The sequence below is a fragment of the Novosphingobium sp. CECT 9465 genome (assembly GCF_920987055.1).
In the GTDB taxonomy this organism is placed as follows: Bacteria; Pseudomonadota; Alphaproteobacteria; order Sphingomonadales; family Sphingomonadaceae; genus Novosphingobium.
In genome coordinates, this window is record NZ_CAKLBX010000001.1 from 1,772,151 (window position 1) to 1,789,958 (window position 17,808).

The 17,808-nt window shown below is 62.0% G+C and carries 16 protein-coding genes; 7 read left to right on the forward strand and 9 right to left on the reverse strand.

Annotation, left to right across the window (positions count from 1 at the left end; genetic code table 11):
* From LUA85_RS08645 to dusB, 4 genes are all read right to left on the reverse strand, one after another.
* A complete protein-coding gene (locus LUA85_RS08645; RefSeq protein ID WP_231468790.1) occupies positions 1 to 2,199 on the reverse strand; it encodes an ATP-binding protein in 2,199 nt (732 codons plus the stop codon).
* 117 nt (positions 2,200 to 2,316) lie between these two features.
* Positions 2,317 to 3,753: a sigma-54 dependent transcriptional regulator gene (locus tag LUA85_RS08650; protein WP_231468792.1), complete on the reverse strand. Its 1,437-nt coding sequence runs from the start codon at positions 3,751 to 3,753 to the stop codon at positions 2,317 to 2,319.
* Positions 3,750 to 4,871: a nitrogen regulation protein NR(II) gene (locus LUA85_RS08655; protein ID WP_231468793.1), complete on the reverse strand. Its 1,122-nt coding sequence runs from the start codon at positions 4,869 to 4,871 to the stop codon at positions 3,750 to 3,752. The genes LUA85_RS08650 and LUA85_RS08655 overlap by 4 nt, the downstream gene beginning before the upstream one ends.
* A complete protein-coding gene (gene dusB, locus LUA85_RS08660) occupies positions 4,868 to 5,923 on the reverse strand; it encodes a tRNA dihydrouridine synthase DusB (RefSeq protein WP_231468795.1) in 1,056 nt (351 codons plus the stop codon). The genes LUA85_RS08655 and dusB overlap by 4 nt, the downstream gene beginning before the upstream one ends.
* 100 nt (positions 5,924 to 6,023) lie before the next feature.
* Between dusB and LUA85_RS08665 the strand changes: the two genes are divergently transcribed.
* From LUA85_RS08665 to LUA85_RS08675, 3 genes are read left to right on the forward strand one after another with little or no spacing between them, the layout of a single operon-like run.
* The gene (locus LUA85_RS08665; RefSeq protein WP_231468796.1) at positions 6,024 to 7,184 is read left to right on the forward strand and encodes a bifunctional 2-C-methyl-D-erythritol 4-phosphate cytidylyltransferase/2-C-methyl-D-erythritol 2,4-cyclodiphosphate synthase; all 1,161 of its coding nucleotides are present in this window, start codon (positions 6,024 to 6,026) and stop codon (positions 7,182 to 7,184) included.
* A 19-nt stretch (positions 7,185 to 7,203) separates the two neighbouring features.
* A complete protein-coding gene (locus tag LUA85_RS08670; RefSeq protein WP_231468798.1) occupies positions 7,204 to 7,752 on the forward strand; it encodes a hypothetical protein in 549 nt (182 codons plus the stop codon).
* Positions 7,753 to 7,756: 4 nt separating this feature from the next.
* A complete protein-coding gene (locus LUA85_RS08675; protein WP_231468800.1) occupies positions 7,757 to 8,260 on the forward strand; it encodes a CinA family protein in 504 nt (167 codons plus the stop codon).
* Here the strand turns inward: LUA85_RS08675 and LUA85_RS08680 are convergent.
* Both LUA85_RS08680 and lipA read right to left on the reverse strand, forming a co-directional pair.
* On the reverse strand, positions 8,221 to 8,682 hold the full coding sequence (locus LUA85_RS08680) for a type II toxin-antitoxin system RatA family toxin (protein WP_231468802.1): 462 nt from the start codon (positions 8,680 to 8,682) through the stop codon (positions 8,221 to 8,223). The two genes, LUA85_RS08675 and LUA85_RS08680, sit on opposite strands and share 40 nt — an antisense overlap.
* 16 nt (positions 8,683 to 8,698) lie before the next feature.
* Positions 8,699 to 9,637, reverse strand: coding sequence for a lipoyl synthase (gene lipA, locus LUA85_RS08685; RefSeq protein ID WP_231468804.1), 939 nt, complete (start codon positions 9,635 to 9,637; stop codon positions 8,699 to 8,701).
* A 66-nt stretch (positions 9,638 to 9,703) separates the two neighbouring features.
* Between lipA and LUA85_RS08690 the strand changes: the two genes are divergently transcribed.
* On the forward strand, positions 9,704 to 10,357 hold the full coding sequence (locus LUA85_RS08690) for a carbonic anhydrase (protein WP_231468806.1): 654 nt from the start codon (positions 9,704 to 9,706) through the stop codon (positions 10,355 to 10,357).
* Positions 10,358 to 10,437: 80 nt separating this feature from the next.
* Here LUA85_RS08690 and LUA85_RS08695 read toward each other — a convergent pair whose 3' ends face one another.
* Positions 10,438 to 11,763, reverse strand: coding sequence for a lipopolysaccharide assembly protein LapB (locus tag LUA85_RS08695; protein ID WP_231468808.1), 1,326 nt, complete (start codon positions 11,761 to 11,763; stop codon positions 10,438 to 10,440).
* 313 nt (positions 11,764 to 12,076) lie between these two features.
* Between LUA85_RS08695 and gyrA the strand changes: the two genes are divergently transcribed.
* Positions 12,077 to 14,827, forward strand: a complete 2,751-nt coding sequence (gene gyrA / locus LUA85_RS08700; RefSeq protein WP_231468810.1) for a DNA gyrase subunit A — start codon at positions 12,077 to 12,079, stop codon at positions 14,825 to 14,827.
* On the forward strand, positions 14,824 to 15,177 hold the full coding sequence (locus LUA85_RS08705) for a DUF952 domain-containing protein (RefSeq protein ID WP_231468812.1): 354 nt from the start codon (positions 14,824 to 14,826) through the stop codon (positions 15,175 to 15,177). Before gyrA ends, LUA85_RS08705 begins: the two co-directional genes overlap by 4 nt.
* Here LUA85_RS08705 and LUA85_RS08710 read toward each other — a convergent pair.
* Positions 15,174 to 15,830, reverse strand: coding sequence for a lysoplasmalogenase family protein (locus LUA85_RS08710; protein WP_231468814.1), 657 nt, complete (start codon positions 15,828 to 15,830; stop codon positions 15,174 to 15,176). The genes LUA85_RS08705 and LUA85_RS08710 overlap by 4 nt on opposite strands.
* A 67-nt stretch (positions 15,831 to 15,897) precedes the next feature.
* Here LUA85_RS08710 and trmFO point away from each other — a divergent pair, with 67 nt between their 5' ends.
* Positions 15,898 to 17,265: a methylenetetrahydrofolate--tRNA-(uracil(54)-C(5))-methyltransferase (FADH(2)-oxidizing) TrmFO gene (gene trmFO / locus LUA85_RS08715; RefSeq protein ID WP_231468816.1), complete on the forward strand. Its 1,368-nt coding sequence runs from the start codon at positions 15,898 to 15,900 to the stop codon at positions 17,263 to 17,265.
* A gap of 3 nt (positions 17,266 to 17,268) precedes the next feature.
* Here trmFO and LUA85_RS08720 read toward each other — a convergent pair whose 3' ends face one another.
* The gene (locus tag LUA85_RS08720) at positions 17,269 to 17,742 is read right to left on the reverse strand and encodes an EF-hand domain-containing protein (protein ID WP_231468818.1); all 474 of its coding nucleotides are present in this window, start codon (positions 17,740 to 17,742) and stop codon (positions 17,269 to 17,271) included.
* Positions 17,743 to 17,808 lie beyond the last annotated feature (66 nt).

A 17,808-nucleotide genomic window follows, 5' to 3' on the forward strand; every position in this document is an offset into this window, starting at 1 on the left:
TCAGTCCTGTTCGGTGCCGGTGTTGGCAGAGTTCAATAGCGGGTCGCGGGCGAAGGTCATGGTAACGCGGGTGCCCCCGGCAGGCTCGGCAATGAAGGCCATCTCGCCGCCATGTTCCTCCACGATCTTGTGGACGATTGCGAGGCCGAGGCCGGTGCCCTTCTCACGGGTCGTCATGTAGGGTTCCAGAATGCGTTCGCGCTCTGCGGGCAAACCGATGCCATTGTCCGTCACGCTGACGGTTACAGCCTCATCGTTGCCGGAAAGTGCAACCGTGATCTTTCCACGGTAATCAACATCCGCAGTTTTTGATTTTGTTTCAATCGCTTCAACGGCATTCTTCAGGACGTTGGTCATGCACTGACCAAACTGGTGTCGATCACATTGAAGCGGATAGTGCGGCTCTTCGCCGGAAAAGCTGTAGGCGATCCGGGTGTGTGCGACTTCTTGCAGGAACAGCGATTGCCGCACCAGGTCACTGGCGTCTTCCGCACGGAACACAGGCTTGGGCAGCCGCGCGAATGAGGAGAATTCATCGACCATCTTGCGCAGGTCACCCACCTGCCGGATGATGGTGGCGGTCAGTTCCTCGAACAGTTCGGGGTCGGTCTCGATCTGGCGGCCATAGCGTCGGCGCAAGCGTTCCGTAGCCAGCTGGATCGGCGTCAGAGGATTCTTGATCTCATGCGCGATGCGCCGCGCCACGTCTGACCACGCCGCGCGCCGCTGGTCCAGCAACTGACGCGTGATGTCCTCGAACGTGATGACATGCCCGTTGCTGTCCTTGGCCACGCGGACCGCCAGAGTCCGCAGGTCCCCGGCCAATGGATGCTGGATCACGTTGTTGGGCTGGCCCGATGCGACCAGTTGGGCGAACACCGGCGAAACTTCGGCGAGGGGCTTTCCGATCGGCGTCTCGGCGTCGGGTGCCAGCAGCAAACGTGCGGCGGAAGAATTGATCAATTGGATACCACCGTCGCGCCCGATCGAGACGATTCCGGCGGTGATCGATTCCAGCACCGCTTCGATGAAGGCGCGACGGACTTCAAGCTGCGCGTTGGCCGACACGAGCGCCTGCGTCTGCCCCTCCAGTTGCCGGGTCATGCGGTTGAATGCGCGGGCCAGCAGGCCGATCTCATCAGTGCCGCTGCTTTGCGCCACGCGCATCGCGAAATTGCCGCTGCCGATGGTGCGCGCAGCGGATACGAGTTCGGCCAGCGGGGCCACCTGCCGGTCGGCAAAGCGCAATGCGGCCCACACCGCCACCCCGACCAGGGCGAGGCTGATGAAGAACAGCGCAATGTTGAACCGCAATTGCAACGCGCGCGCGCGCGTCGTCAGCATGTCATAGGCCTTGAGCACGGTCTGCGCCCGTTCCCACTGCTCAAGCGCCAAGGCGTTCGAATTGCGCGCCGCGTAAAGGTAGATGCCCCTGCTCTTGTCGACCGGCGTGACCGCTTCGATCCTTTGCGCGGACGCGTTCACCACCACCGCCTCACCCGCATCGAGCCGCTTGAGATCGGCCGCCGAAACGCGCTGCCGATTGTCCGACTTTTCGGGATCGACGATCGCTGCCGTCCGCAGCGAGCCATCGGGCGCACGTTCGAGAATGGCGGATTCGTTCAACTGGCGACTGAGAACCTGGAATGAATAGCCTTCGGCAAATTCGGTAGAGGTGATCGCAGCCTGATCGAGATAGTCGCGGATGTCGCCGGCCATGGTGACGGTCTCGTTGCCGACATCGCGCAACTTGTCTTCGTAATAGCCGCGCGCAAGCTGATTTGCATTTTCCAGCATCCCGCGCGAATTGTCGGAAAACCAGAACTCGACGCCCGATTGGAACAGGATCGAGGCAAAGACCACGACCAGCAGCGTCGGCACCGCCGCAATGAGGGAGAACAGCCAGACGAGCCGAACGTGCAATCGGCCGCTGGAACCCAGGACGCTGCGCGTCGCCCGATGAATGGCGAGGCGCCGGCCGCCAAGCACGAGCAATCCCATTGCCGGAACCAGGGTGCCGATCAGCAATGTGGATGTCAGCCGCGAAGGCAGTATCTGGCCTTCGCCGCTCGATCCCGTCAGGGTCAGCCAGCTGACCGCGATCATCAGGGCAAAGACAGCCGATGTGGCAAGTTCGAGCAGCAGCAGGATATTGGCGCGCCTGAGGCTGACAAGCACACGCCGCCACCACCGTGGCATGCGACGTACTTTTGCTGACCCCTTTTGCTGCATAGTTGCCATATAACAACACCCCCTGTTGCAAGATTGCAAGAGGAAACCGACGAGCGTCGGTGGCGGTGCTGCAAGGCGAGTGAATCAGTCCCTGATTGCGTAGTCGTCGATTGAAATACCAAGATCGGACAATCGCTTGCGCAAGGTATTGCGATTGATTCCGAGGATTTGAGCGGCGCGAAGCTGATTGCCGCCGGTCTGGCCAAGCGTGTTGATGAACAACGGACGCTCAAATGCAGCAAGGGCTGCATCGTAAACCTCCCCCGGCTCAGGCGCGTTTACTTTAAGCCAATGGGTGACCGCCTGTTCCAGGTCGGCAGGGCCGCTGCCGGTCGGTTCGGTCATTCTTGCAGGCGTTCCGTTGTCGGTCTGCGCCAGCAACGGTTCGATGGACGCTGCGTCGATCACTTCGTCGCGCGCCAGAAGAGCAAGGCGATAGATGAAGTTGCGCAGTTCGCGCACGTTGCCGCGCCATGGTTGCTGCGCGAGAATATGGGCGCCGGCTTCGGTAAGGTGCCGTCGCGGCAGGCCCTCTGCGGCAGCCCGCGCAAGGAAATGGCGCGAAAGGGCTTCGATATCGTCAACCCGGTCGCGCAGCGGCGGCAGTTCGATGGGCACGACTGCAAGCCGGTAATAAAGATCTTCGCGGAAGGTGCCCGCGGCGATCATCGGCAGGAGATCGCGGTTGGTGGCGGCAACGATCCGGCAATCCAGTGTGATCTCGTCGCGCCCGCCCACCCGGCGAATCCTGCCCGATTGCAGTGCCCGCAACAACCGGGTCTGGGCCTGCATCGGCATGTCGCCGATTTCATCGAGGAACAGCGTCCCGCCGCTCGCCTGCTCGAACTTGCCTATGGATCGCGCTACAGCCCCCGTAAAGGCACCTTTTTCGTGCCCGAACAGCTCGCTCTCGATCAATTCTCCCGGAATTGCCGCCGTGTTTACCGCAATGAACGGGCCAGACCGGCGGTTGCCCAACTGATGAATGGCTTCTGCGACCAGTTCCTTGCCCGTGCCGGATTCACCCAGGATCAGAACCGTGAGATCATTGCGCAGGACGCGGGTGATCATGCGATAGACCGCCTGCATTGCCGCGCTGCGGCCCACCAGCGGCAATCCTTGCGGTACATCCTGCGGCACGTCAAACGCTTCGGCTTCTGCCTTGCCGATGGCCTGCGTCACCGTGCGGATCAATTCTTCCAGATCGAACGGTTTCGGGAAATATTCGAACGCTCCGGTGTCACTGGCACGAACCGCGGTATCGAGCGTGTTCTGGGCAGACAGAATGATGATCGGCAGGCCCGGATCGGCTTCACGCACCCGCCCGATGGTTTCGATACCGTCGCCATCGGTCAGCATTACATCGGTCAGCAGCAGGCGATAGGCATGGCCCGCAAGAAACCTGTCGCGCCCTGCAATGGAATCGCAGTGATCGACGGTAAAGCCTTCGGCTTCCAGCGCGGCGGTGATGACCAGCGCAATCGAAGCGTCGTCTTCGACCAGCAGGATGCGCTTGCTCATACCACGTCTACCGATCCAGCCACGGGCAAATGCACGCGAAAGTGGGTCCATCCGCCCAGTTCATCGCGATCATGGGTGATGCGGCCGTTCATCTCGCGCACCAGTTTCTGCACCAGCGCCAGCCCCAGCCCCTGTCCATTCTTCTTGCCGGTCACGAAAGGTTCGAAAATGTGATCGCGCAATGCCTGATCGATGCCCGGTCCGTTATCGGAAACGCGCAGTTCGATCGGCAGGCGCAACGGTTTTCCACCCGGCCCTGCATGCAACTGGATACCGCTGGCAAAGCGTGTGCGAACCACAATCCGTGGCGCCGATTGCTCGTGGCAGGCCTCGCGTGCATTGCTCATCAGGTTCAGCAGCACCTGAACCAGCGAATCCGGGTTGGCCATGATCGGCGGCAGCGAAGGATCGAACTCTTCCTCGATGGCCACGGGTCCCGGAGCGCCAGCGGCGATTACCGCCTGTGCCCGTCGCACGGCTTCATGCAGGTTGCACGATTGCGCAGGCTCGGTGCGGCGGCGCGAGAGCGATTGCATCTGGTCGATCAGCTTGGCGATACGGTCCACCTCGGCCGTGATCAGGCCGGTCATTGCACGGTCCCGCTCGGACAGTTTGCGATCAAGCAACTGTGCCGCGCCGCGAATGCCTGCCAGCGGGTTCTTGATCTCATGCGCCAGCACTTCAGGCGCGCGCAGGGCTATGCCTTCCCCCCCGCCCGCGCCCCGCCCGTCACCGGATAGGGCTTCCACGCCGACGCCTTCGTGGAGCATCAGCAATTGCCAGCCAGGACAATAATTCACGGGGCTGGTCATCACGTCGAACCGGCGCGGTGCCTGCCCCCTGATCTGCACGCGCACCCCGCGCGCGAACAGCTGCGCCTCGCCCTCGGCCAGACGGCCCAGGATCAGCGGTTCGTCGAATTCGAACAGCTCAGCCACCGATTTGCCAAGAAGGCGCCGGGCGCCCTGCCCCATCAGTTGCTCCGCTGCAGGGTTCACGGCCGCAACGATCAGGTCTGGATCAAGCTGAAGCAAGGCCAGCGGCAGGCTGGCCACAACGCGCTTCGGATCGGGCTTCTGGCTCGGTTCCTGCCGTCGCCAATCCGGGAGCGCTATCATGCCGCTGCGCGCCGCTCCGCCGGAGCATCCGCGCCATGCGCCAGCTGGTGTTCGATAGCGCGGCCATAGAAGTCTGCAAGGCTGGCAAGAACTGCGTCAGGATCGTCGATGAAGTTCACCTTGTTGCGGAAGTCGGCCGATCCATGCAGCCCCTTGGTGTACCAGCCAAGGTGCTTTCGCGCCATGTTTACACCCGTCACCGCGCCATAATGCGCCTGCATCGCGTGATAGTGCTCCACGATCAGTGCGTATTGTTCGGGCAAGGTCGGGTCGGACATCCGCTCACCCGTTTGCAGCCAGTGCATCATCTGCCCCAGCAGCCAGGGACGGCCATAGGAACCGCGCCCGATCATCACGCCATCGGCCCCGCTCTGCTCTATTGCAAGTGCCACATCCTCGATCGTGCAGATGTCGCCATTGACGAGCACCGGCACCGAAACCGCATCCTTCACCCGGCGCACAAAGCCCCAATCGGCATTGCCCTTGTAAAGCTGGTTGCGGGTGCGGCCATGGACCGTGATCATCTTCGCGCCCAGATCCTCGGCAATCCGCGCGAGTTCGGGCGCGTTGAGGCTGTCATGGCACCAGCCCATGCGCATCTTGACCGTGACTGGTACGTTCACGGCCTTCACCGTTGCCTCGATCAGCCGCGTGGCCAGCGGAATATCGCGCATCAATGCCGAACCCGCATCGCCGTTGACGACCTTGCGCACCGGACAGCCCATGTTGATGTCGATGATCGCCGCGCCCTTGTCTTCCGAAAGCTTGGCAGCCTCGCCCATCTGAACCGGATCGCAGCCGACAAGCTGCATCGAAACCGGCTCCTCGGTCGGATGCCAGGCGGCCTTCTGGATCGACTGGCGCGTTTCGCGGATCGCGGCGGGACTGGCGATCATCTCGGTCACGTTCAGCCCCGATCCGAAGCGGCGAACGATGGTGCGGAATGGCAGGTCCGAAACCCCGGTCATCGGGGCGAGCACCACCGGCCAGTCGACGGTGACGGGACCGACCTTGATGGGCTTGAGCTGAGGAGGAACCGGAACTTCGGACATGCGTAAATCTGCCTAAAAAACAGGCACGCGCATAGTCGATTGCAGGCAGGACGGCAAGGCTGTTGCTCCTTGCCGCCCTGCGCTGGTAGAGGCGCGCCGAATGAACGCGTCATCCTCACTTTCCGCCGGAAGCACCGCAGCCATCGTCGTGGCAGCCGGCAAGGGCTTGCGCACCGGCGGTGACGTGCCCAAGCAATTCGTGTCATGGCGCGCAAAGCCCTTGCTGCGCCATTGCGTGGAAGCGCTGGCCAAAGCCGGAATCTCGCCCATCGTCATCGCCATCCCGCCAGGCTGGGATGATGTAGCGGCGGCTTCAGTGATCGGAATTGCAGGCGTCCGTTTTGTCCATGGCGGTGAGACCCGGCAGGAATCGGTCCGTCATTCGCTGGAAGCCCTCACCGCAGAATTCCCTGCCCGCGTGCTTATCCACGATGCCGCTCGTCCAGTGCTGCCTGCCCATGTGATCGATGGTCTGCTTGCCGCGCTGGCCGAACATGATGCCGCGATTCCCGTGTTGCCGACAGTTGACAGCATGGTCCGCGGCGAACATGGCCTGAGGGCGGAAACCGTGAACCGCGATGGACTCTATCGCGTACAGACCCCCCAGGCCTTTGCGTTCAAGGCGATTCTCGAAGCGCATCGCCAGTGGGATGGTGCACCTGATGCCGGAGACGACGCGCAAGTCGCCGTCGCGGCGGGGCTGGCCGTTGCTCTTACCCCCGGTGATGAAGCCTTGCGCAAGGTGACGTTCGCAGCAGACTTGCAGGAGCAACCGATGAACCGCCCGCCCCGCACCGGCATGGGTTTTGATGTCCATCGCCTTGTCGAAGGCGAAGACTTGTGGCTGTGCGGGGTCAAGGTTCCCCACGCAAAGGGCCTTTCCGGCCATTCCGATGCCGACGTTGCCATTCACGCGTTGGTCGATGCACTGCTCGGCGCGATAGCGGCGGGCGACATTGGCGATCACTTTCCGCCTTCCGATGCACAGTGGAAAGGCGCCTCGTCCGATCGTTTCCTTGTCCATGCCCATCAGCTTGTCATCGAAGCGGGCTATCGCATCGCCAATGTCGATGTGACGATCATCTGCGAGGCACCCCGGATCGGTCCGCACAAACTGGCAATGCGCCAGGCGCTTGCCCGCATTCTCAGGATTGCCTTGGGGGCCGTCTCGGTCAAGGCGACGACCACCGAACGTCTGGGCACCACCGGGCGCGGCGAAGGAATTGCAGCGCAGGCCGTTGTCACCGTTTTTGCGGATTGACCGTGCAGGAGTTGAACCGATGAAGCTTTCCCGGACCATATTTGCAACAGGTGCCCTCATCGCACTCGCGCAGGCGCAGGTTGCCCACGCAGCCGCAAACAACGCCTGCCTCAGCGAGGCCGAAGTGGGCGGCATGATCAGCTACGCCCTGCCTTCGGTGCTTGACGGGGCGATGAAGGCCTGCAAGCCGCACTTGTCGTCCAGCGGCTTTTTCGCCACGCGCGGCAGTGCCTTCGCCGGGCAATATGCCGCGCGCAAGGATACAAGCTGGCCGATCGCCAAGAACGCATTCCTCAAGCTTGGGGGCACCAAGGACGCCTCGCTGAACAACACGCTCAAGGCGCTGCCCGATAGCGCCCTGCAACCTTTCGTCGAAGCGATGGTTTCGGAAATGGTCGGTGGTGAAATCAAGCCGGATCAATGCACCGCCATCGAACGTGGCGTACGCATCCTGTCTCCGCTTCCTGCTGAAAACACCGCGGAACTGATCACGTTCGTGGTCGTGCTGGCGGACAAACCGAAAAACGGCAAGCCGTCGTCGCTGCCGATCTGCAAGGCTGCGAACTGATATCATGGACAGTATTCTTCCCGCCGAAATCGGCAATCTTGCGCGCCGCGTGATCGAGGAAAACGCCAAGCTCGGCCGCAAACTTGCCGTGGCCGAAAGCTGCACCGGCGGGCTGGTTGCTGCTGCGCTGACCGAAATTCCGGGAAGCTCTGCGGTGCTCGATCGCGGATTTGTGACCTATTCTAACGAATCGAAGATGCAGGTTCTGGGTGTGTCCGAAGACGTGATCGACACGTTCGGCGCGGTTTCCATCGCGGTTGCATGGTCGATGGCGCAAGGCGCGCTCAAGAAGTCGGGCGCCGATGTTGCCGTGGCCATTACCGGCGTGGCGGGGCCGGATGGCGGCTCGGATCAGAAGCCGGTCGGCACGGTCGTCTTTGCCTGCGCCCGCAAGGACGAAGATCCTGAAGCGACCAATGCCGAACTGAAGTTCTTCGATGGCGTCAAGACGCGCGCCGACGTGCGTTATCAGGCGACGCTGGTAGCGCTGGAACTGCTGTTGCCGTAAAGCTGCTCCGCCCGCTTTTCGAACGCGGCCACCATCTTGCGAAATGCGCTGTCGAGATACTGGCCCGCCAGCTTTTCGAAGATGGCGTTGCGAAAAGCGAAATCGACGCAGAAATCGACGGTACACCCGCCATTTGCAGCCGGAGTGAACGTCCAGTCGTTTTCTAGGCTCTTCAGCGGGCCTTCGATATATTCGACCTTGATCGTGCGCGGGCGATCCTTGACCACGCGCGAGGTGAACTTTTCGCGCAGCGCGCTGAACCCCACCAGCATATCGGCAATCATCACCGTCTCGCTGTCAGACTTGATCCGAGTGGCTACCACCCAGGGCAGGAATTCGGCATAGCGGCGCACGTCGGCGACCAGATCGTATATCTGTTCGGCCGACCATGGCAGTTCGCGCGTTTCGACGATGTGCGGCAAGGGACTGTCCTTTGCCTCAGGCCTTTTGCGAAGCCTTGGCGAGCTGTGCTTCACGCGCGGCGCGCATCTGCCGAAAATCGTCGCCGGCGTGATAGCTCGATCGTGTCAGCGGGCTTGCCGCAACTTGCAGGAATCCCTTGGCGCGGGCAATTGCGCCATAAGCGTCGAAGGCTTTCGGCGTTACGAATTCGATCACCTTGGCATGCTTGGGCGTGGGCTGGAGGTATTGCCCCATGGTCAGGAAATCGATCTGCGCGCTGCGCATGTCATCCATCACCTGATGCACTTCGAGACGCTGTTCGCCCAGCCCCAGCATCACGCCCGACTTGGTGAAAATGCGCGGATCATGCCGCTTGACCTGCTCCAGCAGTCGCAACGAGGCATAGTAGCGCGCGCCGGGGCGGATCGTCGGATAGAGGCGGGGAACCGTTTCAAGGTTGTGATTATACACATCCGGCCCGGCATCGACGATCGCCTCGACGGCGGCCTCCATCTTGTTGCGGAAATCGGGCGTCAGGATTTCTATGGTTGTGTCCGGCGTCATTTCCCGCAGCGCCTTGATCACCTTGACGAAGTGGCCCGCACCGCCATCCGGCAGATCATCCCGGTCGACCGACGTGATGACGATGTGCGTCAGCCCCATCTTGGCCGCTGCCGTGGCGACATTGATCGGCTCCAGCGGGTCGACCGCGCGGGGCATCCCGGTCTTGACGTTGCAGAACGCACAGGCGCGTGTGCACACATCGCCCAGTATCATCACCGTGGCGTGCTTCTTGGTCCAGCATTCCCCGATATTGGGACAGGCTGCCTCTTCACAGACCGTATTCAGTCCCAATTCGCGCATCAGGGTGCGCGTTTCGCCATAGCCCTTGCTGGTAGGGGCCTTGACGCGGATCCAGTCAGGCTTGCGCTGGCGTTCGGGGCGCGGAACGGGGTTGGAGGCTAAGTCGTTCATCACGACCAGATAGGCGCAACTTCCAGCACTTGAAAGTCCCAATCTATGCGAGCATTAGCGCAAGGCATGAACCATGAAGTCACACCCGAACTCGATCGGCTGATTGCCGGATACCGCCGCTTCCGTGAACAGGCCTGGCACCCCAGGCTTGAACGCTGGGCGGAACTGAACGACGGCCAGCAACCGCAAACCATGGTTATCGCCTGTTCAGACAGCCGGGTAGATCCGGCGCAGATATTCGATGTCGATCCCGGCGAGATATTTGTCGTTCGCAATGTCGCGGCCATGGTCCCGCCATTCGAGACGACACCGGGCCATCACGGCGTTTCAGCGGCATTGGAATTTGCGGTGCAGGTCCTGAAGGTCAAGGAAATCCTCGTCATGGGACACGGCCTTTGCGGGGGCTGCAAGGCGGCCCTGACGCAGGATCTCAAAGGCACAGAGCCAGGCGAAGGCGGCTTTATCGCTGACTGGATTTCGTTGCTCGACGGCGTCCGGGACGAGGTCGTCAACACGCATGGCACCACTGGCCGAGACGCGGAACGGGCGATGGAGCACGCCGGCGTTCGCGCCAGCATCGCCAACCTGCGCACGTTTCCCTGCGTGAAGCGCAAGGAGTCGCGTGGCGAATTGCGCTTGCGCGGGGCATTTTTCGCCATTTCCGACGGCCTGTTGCACATTCTTGATGAATCGACCGGAGATTTTTCTCCGGTAAGGTAAGGCGGCAGCGCATCGCTATTCAAATCAAACAGGGCGGCCCGTGCAGGCCGCCCTTTTCATTCACTACGCTTTGGAACCGATCAAGGCATCGCCTGTGTGGTGGCAAAGGCCGACCACAACCGGGCCAGCGGTGCGCGAACGCCGCCAACCTGTGCGAACGAAGCCTTGGCTTCTTCGAACTTGTCCAGATCGACTTGCGCGATGCCCAGGCGGGTCAGCGCGCGATCCTTGTCGATACCGCCTTTTTCGATCGCCATCTTGTACATTTCCTCAGCCTTTGCGGCTTCGTCGTACGAGAGGTAGGCGTCGGCCATGGCCATCGCGCTCTTGCCGTCCTTGCCCGCGCGGGCTTCACGATCCAGTGCAGGCAGCGAAGCCTTGTCCGGTCCGATACGGCCCTTGGCCTGCGACATGGCGTCCGCCAGGAATGGGTCGTTCGCCTTCAGCACACCGGCCTTGAGACCCATGTCACCAACCTTGACCACTTCGCCAGGCAGACGACGAGGGTCAGCTGCTTCGATGTATTCGACATATTCGCGCTCAACGTACTTCGGATCGTTCTGCAGCCCGCCCGAACGCAGCAGCAACCGGCCCAGATCCAGTGATTCCTGATTGGTGAAGGTGCCGAATTCGCGCACCAACTGCGCAGCCGCCAGCCAGTTGAGTGCGTTCGGATAGTTTTCGACCATCATCGTCGACCATGCGACAGCCTGCGGCCCCAGCTTGTTCTGATACGCGATCACGTTGGCGCGCTTGAACCAGCCTTCGGGAACCGGTGCACCAGCAGCCTTGCGCGCAGTGACAGCCATGTTGAGCGCCTCGAGCGCCTGCGGGTACTGCTTCTGCTGGGCATAGGCGTCAGCCAGCAATTCGGCGGCGCTTTCATCCTGGTAGTTTGCCTGGACGACCGGAGTCAGCGCAGCAATCGCGGCAGGAAAATCCTTGTTGCCATAGGCAAAGTTACCAAGGAAGAACTGGTATTCCATCATCTTGTCAGCCGGAACCAGTCCGCTGTCGAGCATGTTCTTCATGCCGCGCTGGCGCATGGCAACATCGTTCAGCGTGCCGCCGATGCTCACACCCCAGCCACCAGCGGCCATGCGATCAAGCGGGGTCTTCACGGCTGCTTCCGCAGCGCCCAATTCCGCCGTCGCATTGGCAAGAAGCGCCTTCTGCTCATCGGCCGAAGCGCCCTTCTTCTTGGCTTCGTCCAGCGCGGTCATGGTTTTCTGGATAGGGCCGGCCGCTGCAACGAACTCCTTCGAGTACGATCCCTTGGCGTCCTTCTTTTCCTTTTCCTTGGCAACCGCTGCGGTCGCGCCGACGGTCAATGCGCCTGCGCCGATGCCGGTGGCGAGCACAAGGGCCATGGCCGTCTTGCCGATCAACCCAAAAGTAGCACGCATAAAATCTCGTCTCCTGTTCGACCGGATGCGGCGGCGGGGGAACTTGCCCCGCACCATGGCGCACCCTGTGTCCTCTCACCTTCAGACGTTCCGCATGTGGCGCGGAATTTCGGCCTTGGCAACGGGGTGAGCGCTATCCTTTTCACCTTGAACGTCAATTGAATGACACCTCGTCCGAATATTCAGGCAATCCGTCGCAAGTGTGGAAAACCGGGGCCAAAACCGGGGCATCCGGCCGGTCTTGCTGGTCATCGCGGGTCATTTGTCCTAGGGCCTGACGCATCCTTGAAACAAAAACGAAAAAGCCACCACAGTGAGCGACGATACCACCATCATCGACCCCCCCGTCCCTGCGCCCGAAGGCGAATTCCAGCGGATCGACATCGTCGATGAAATGAAGACCAGCTACCTCGATTACGCGATGAGCGTGATCGTCAGCCGCGCACTGCCCGATGTGCGCGATGGGCTGAAGCCGGTCCACCGTCGCATCCTGTGGACCAGCCACGAAAACGGCTTCGTCTCCACGAAGGCCTATCGCAAATCGGCACGTATCGTTGGCGATACGATGGGCAAATATCACCCGCATGGCGATAGCGCGATCTACGATGCCCTTGCGCGCATGACGCAGGACTGGTCGATGCGGCTGCCGCTGCTCGATGGTCAGGGCAACTTCGGCTCGATGGACCCCGATCCCCCGGCCTCGATGCGTTATACCGAAGTGCGCCTTGCCAAGGTTGCGGATTCGCTGCTGGCCGATATTGAAAAAGACACGGTCGATTTCACGCCTAACTATGATGGTTCGGAGCATGAGCCGCAGGTCCTCCCCGCGCGCTTCCCCAACCTGCTGGTCAATGGCGCTGGCGGTATTGCAGTCGGGATGGCGACCAACATCCCGCCGCACAATCTGGGCGAAGTGATTGACGGCTGCCTTGCCTATATGGACAACCCGCTGATCACGATCGACGAACTGATCCAGATCATCCCGGCCCCCGACTTTCCAACCGCCCCCTTGATCCTCGGCCTGTCGGGCGCGCGCAAGGCCTACCACGAAGGCCGCGGTTCCATCATCATGCGCGCCCGCCACAAGGTTGAGGAAGCGCGCGGTGATCGCCGGGCCATCGTGCTCACCTCGATCCCCTATCAGGTCGGCAAATCGGGCCTTGTCGAAAAGCTGGCCGAAGCCGCCAAGGACAAGCGTATCGAAGGCGTCTCGGATATCCGCGATGAATCGAGCCGCGAAGGCGTGCGCGTGGTCATCGAACTGAAGCGCGATGCCACGCCTGAAGTCGTGCTCAACCAGATCTGGCGCAATACGCCGGCACAATCCAGCTTCCCGGCCAACATGCTGGCAATCCGTGGTGGCCGGCCTGAGGTTCTGAACCTCAAGGACATCATCGAAACTTTCGTCCGCTTCCGCGAAGAGGTCATCACCCGCCGCACCAAGTTCGAACTGAACAAGGCGCGGGACCGCGCCCATATCCTGCTCGGCCTCGTCATCGCGGTGACCAACCTCGATGAAGTGGTGCGGATCATCCGCGGTTCGCCCAACCCCGCTGCCGCGCGTGAAACGCTGATCGCGCGCGAATGGCCGATGGGCGAGATCGCGCCTTATATCAAGCTGGTGGAGGCGATCGAAGACATTGGCGTGGCCGATGCCGCAACCTATCGCCTGTCCGATGTGCAGGTCCGCGCGATCCTCGAACTGCGCCTGCACCGCCTGACCGCGCTGGGCCGTGACGATATCGGCGGCGAACTCGAAGGCCTTGCTGTCGCCATCACCGAATACCTTTCGATTCTGGCAGATCGTGTAAAGCTCTACGGCGTGATGCGTCAGGAATTTCTGGAAGTCCGCCAGGCCTACGCAACGCCGCGCCTGTCTGAAATCATGCCTGCTGCCGATGGCATCGAGGACGAAGACCTGATCGAGCGCGAGGACATGGTCGTCACGATCACGCTCGACGGTTATATCAAGCGCACCCCCCTCTCGACCTTCCGCGCGCAAAACCGTGGTGGCAAAGGTCGCAGCGGCATGGCGACGAAGGAAGAAGACGCCGTCGCCACGATGTTCGTCACCAGCACGCATACGCCGGTGCTGTTCTTCTCCACCGCAGGCAAAGTCTATCGGCTCAAGGTGTGGCGTCTGCCCGAAGGCGGGCCGACCACGCGTGGACGGCCGGTCGTCAACCTGCTCCCGGCGCTCGACAAGGACGAGACCATCGCCACCGTTCTGCCCTTGCCAGAGGACGAGGCCGAATGGGGCAAGCTTTCGGTGGTGTTCGCCACGGCCAAGGGCAACGTCCGCCGCAATTCGATGGACGCCTTCGCCAATATCCCGTCGAACGGCAAGTTCGCGATGAAGTTCGACGCAGATGAAGACGGTACGCCCAACACCGATCGCCTGATCGGCGTGGCCCTGCTCGAAGCTGCCGACGACGTGCTGCTCGCCACGCGGGCAGGCAAGGCCATACGCTTTGCCGGCGATGAAGTGCGCGAATTCACCAGCCGTACCTCCACTGGTGTTCGCGGCATGACGCTCAAGGGCGATGATGAAGTCATCTCGCTCTCGATCCTCCACCGCGTCGGCGCCAACCCGGACGAGCGCGAGGAATACCTCCGCTTCGCTCCGTGGAAAGGCGAAAAGGACGGCGAGATGGCGGATCAGGAACGCTATGCCTTCATGGCCGAGCGTGAACAGTTCATCCTCACCGTGTGCGCCAACGGCTATGGCAAGCTGTCGTCTGCCTATGAATATCGCCGTACGGGGCGCGGTGGCCAGGGCATCACCAATATCGACAATATCGGTCGCAACGGCCCGGTCGTCGCCAGCTTCCCGGCAACCCAGGCCGATCAGCTGATGCTGGTGACCGATCAGGCCAAGTTGATCCGCCTGCCGTTGTCGTCGCTCCGCGTGATCGGGCGTGGATCAGCAGGCGTCCGGTTGTTCACCGTGGCCGATAGCGAACACGTCGTCAGTGCAGTGCGCCTTGCCGAAGACACCGAAGCAATCGATGAAGTCGAAGCTGACATGGGTGAGGCAGGTTCAGACGAGAACGCACCGGAATGAGCGAGTTGCCCACCGTCGCTTACAAGGTGCTGACCGGCGCGCAGATGGCCGCGCTGGAAGCCGATGGCACGTTCAAGGGCGCGCCGGTCGATCTTGTGGATGGCTACATCCACCTGTCGACCGCCGCGCAATTGACCGAAACGGTGGACAAGCACTTCGCCGGGCAAAGCGACCTGCGTGTCGTGGCGGTCGATCTCGATGCGCTTGGTGACGCCGTCCGGTGGGAGCCGTCACGCGGCGGGCAATTGTTCCCGCATATCTATGCCGAAATGCCCCTGAACGCGGCCCTGGCCTATGGTCCGCTTGAGCGCGATGCGGATGGACGGGTTGAACTGCCCGTCGCGGGTTAGCCTGCGCTGAACGTGCCTCGCTTGCGCAAGGTGGCGATCACCCCTGTGCAAATCAGGAACTGCCCGAAATAATACAGCGGCCAGATCAGCATGCCCGGCAGGGCGCTACGTGCCCAAGGCCCCATCTGCGCGAAAATCAGCAGATCCGAAGCGACAAACATCATCGCTCCCACGCCCACGCGATAGCGCTGAAAATTGCTCAGCCAGGCGGCCGCAGCCATCCCGGCAAGGCCCAGCGCATAAAGCGTCACATCCATCGCATGGGTCAATTGCCATGAAATCATCGGGACGCCGATCAGCGTGGCAATTGCTGCGGATTTCTGGCTTGCCGTCAGATAGGTCCGCCGATGCCGCAGATAGAGCGCTATCGCCACAAGATGCCCCAGCAGAAACGCCGTCGCGCCGCCGACAAAGAACACCTCCAGCGCCATGTCGCCAACCGCGCCCAGCGCCATGATCAGCGCCAGAAGATGCGCGTCGCGGGAAGGATGATGTGCCCACGCATAGACCGCCAGCAACGCTACGCCCGCGCCCTTCCACACGATCAGCCATAGTCCCGGCACCTGACCCTTGGCCGCCAGCCAGTAGCTCACACCCGCAACCAGGCTGGCAACAAGCCACGGACGTTTTTCGATCAGCGCACGACCTGGCACGTGGTCCCTTCCCTCTTGTTCCTACGTCGGTCTTGCCGCAGCGCCACCGCAATGCCAAGGGCAAGCCATGACACATCAGGTCCACATTATTGGCGGCGGCATGGCCGGAAGCGAAGCGGCGTGGCAGCTTGCGCGGCGCCGCATTCGGGTGCGGCTTTCGGAAATGCGCGGAAGCGGCGATACGACGGCGGCTCACAACGGCGATGGTCTCGCCGAACTGGTCTGCTCTAATTCCTTCCGCTCCGATGATCACGAAAAGAACGCCGTGGGCCTGCTACACCATGAAATGCGCGGCTGCGACAGCCTGCTGATGGCCGCTGCCGAAAAGGCGCGCGTTCCGGCCGGCTCCGCGCTGGCGGTGGACCGCGACGCATTTTCCGCTGAAGTCGAACGCGCCCTTGCTGCACAACCGACACTGGAAATCGTGCGCGAACGCGTGGACGTTCTGCCCTCCGATGGCCTGACCATCGTGGCGACAGGTCCCCTCACGGCGCCCGCCCTCGCTGGCAGCATCGGCGCGGCAACGGGCGCAGACTCGCTTGCGTTCTTCGATGCCATCGCACCCATCGTCTATCGCGATTCCATAAACATGGACGTGGCGTGGATGGCCTCGCGCTGGGACAAGGGCGCCGAAGCCTCACTGGCGCTGGGCGGTGACGGGCGCGACTACATCAACTGCCCGATGACGCGCGAGCAGTATGAGGCCTTCTGGGCCGAGCTGGTCAACGGTGAGAAAACCGAGTTCAAGGAGTGGGAAGCGAACACGCCCTATTTCGATGGCTGCATGCCGGTTGAGGTCATGGCGGCGCGCGGCGTGGAGACGCTGCGCTTCGGCCCGATGAAGCCGGTCGGCCTCGACAACCCCCACTGGGCCACGCCCGAACATCCCAATGGCCGATGGCCCTATGCCGTGGTGCAATTGCGCCAGGATAACAAGCTGGGCACACTGTGGAACATGGTCGGCTTCCAGACCAAGCTGAAACATGCCGAACAAGTCCGCGTGTTTCGCACGATCCCCGGCCTTGAAAACGCCGAATTCGCGCGGCTCGGCGGGTTGCATCGCAACACCTTTCTCAATTCGCCCACGTTGCTGGACCGCCAATTGCGCCTGAAGTCCGCCCCGCACATCCGTTTTGCCGGGCAGATCACCGGATGCGAAGGTTATGTGGAAAGTGCATCGGTCGGCCTGCTGGCCGGCCTGATGACGGCGGCGCAGATCACCGGGCACGACTGGACCCCGCCGCCACGCACCACGGCGCTAGGCGCGCTGCTTTCGCACATCACCGGCGATGCCGAGGCCGAGACCTATCAGCCGATGAACGTCAATTTCGGGCTGTTCCCGCCCCTGCATGATGTGAAGAAAAAGGCACGCAAGGAGGCCTATACCGAACGCGGCAAGGCCGACATGACAGTATGGATCGCCACTCTGCCCTGAATCTCACTTGCAGGCGCATTTCTGCTTTTGTCTGGGCTTCGGCTTGGGCCGCGTCGTCGCAAACTCCTCACGGCTCAGCCACAAGTCCGCGTTGCCATCGGCAAACCTGAACTTGTCCACCGTGGTATGTGCCCATTCCTCGAAGGTCAGCAGATTGTTGCCATCCTTGTCGAGCTTGCGAAAATCCTTGGCGCGCGCCGCCAGCATTTCATTGCGGGTAATGCGGCCGTCCCGATCCTTGTCGAGCATGTTGAACCGCTTCGTCTCGCGCCCCACCTCGGTCGCCTCTGGCGGGGCGACGCCGACAAGCCCCTCGACATCGGCGGTGGGCAATTCTTCAGGCTCTGCTTCGGGCGCATCCTGAACGGGCAAGGCAGGCGCTTCGCCAAAGCCCGTTTCCGCGCGGCCTTGCCACCAGAACACCCCGGCGGCGACCAGCATAAGGGCTGCCAGCCCGCCCAGCAAACCACGCAGCATGTCCAACACTCCAGAACCGGAGCATCGACTTAGCCTGTCTCGCCTGCCCGATGCAGCGGGAAATCG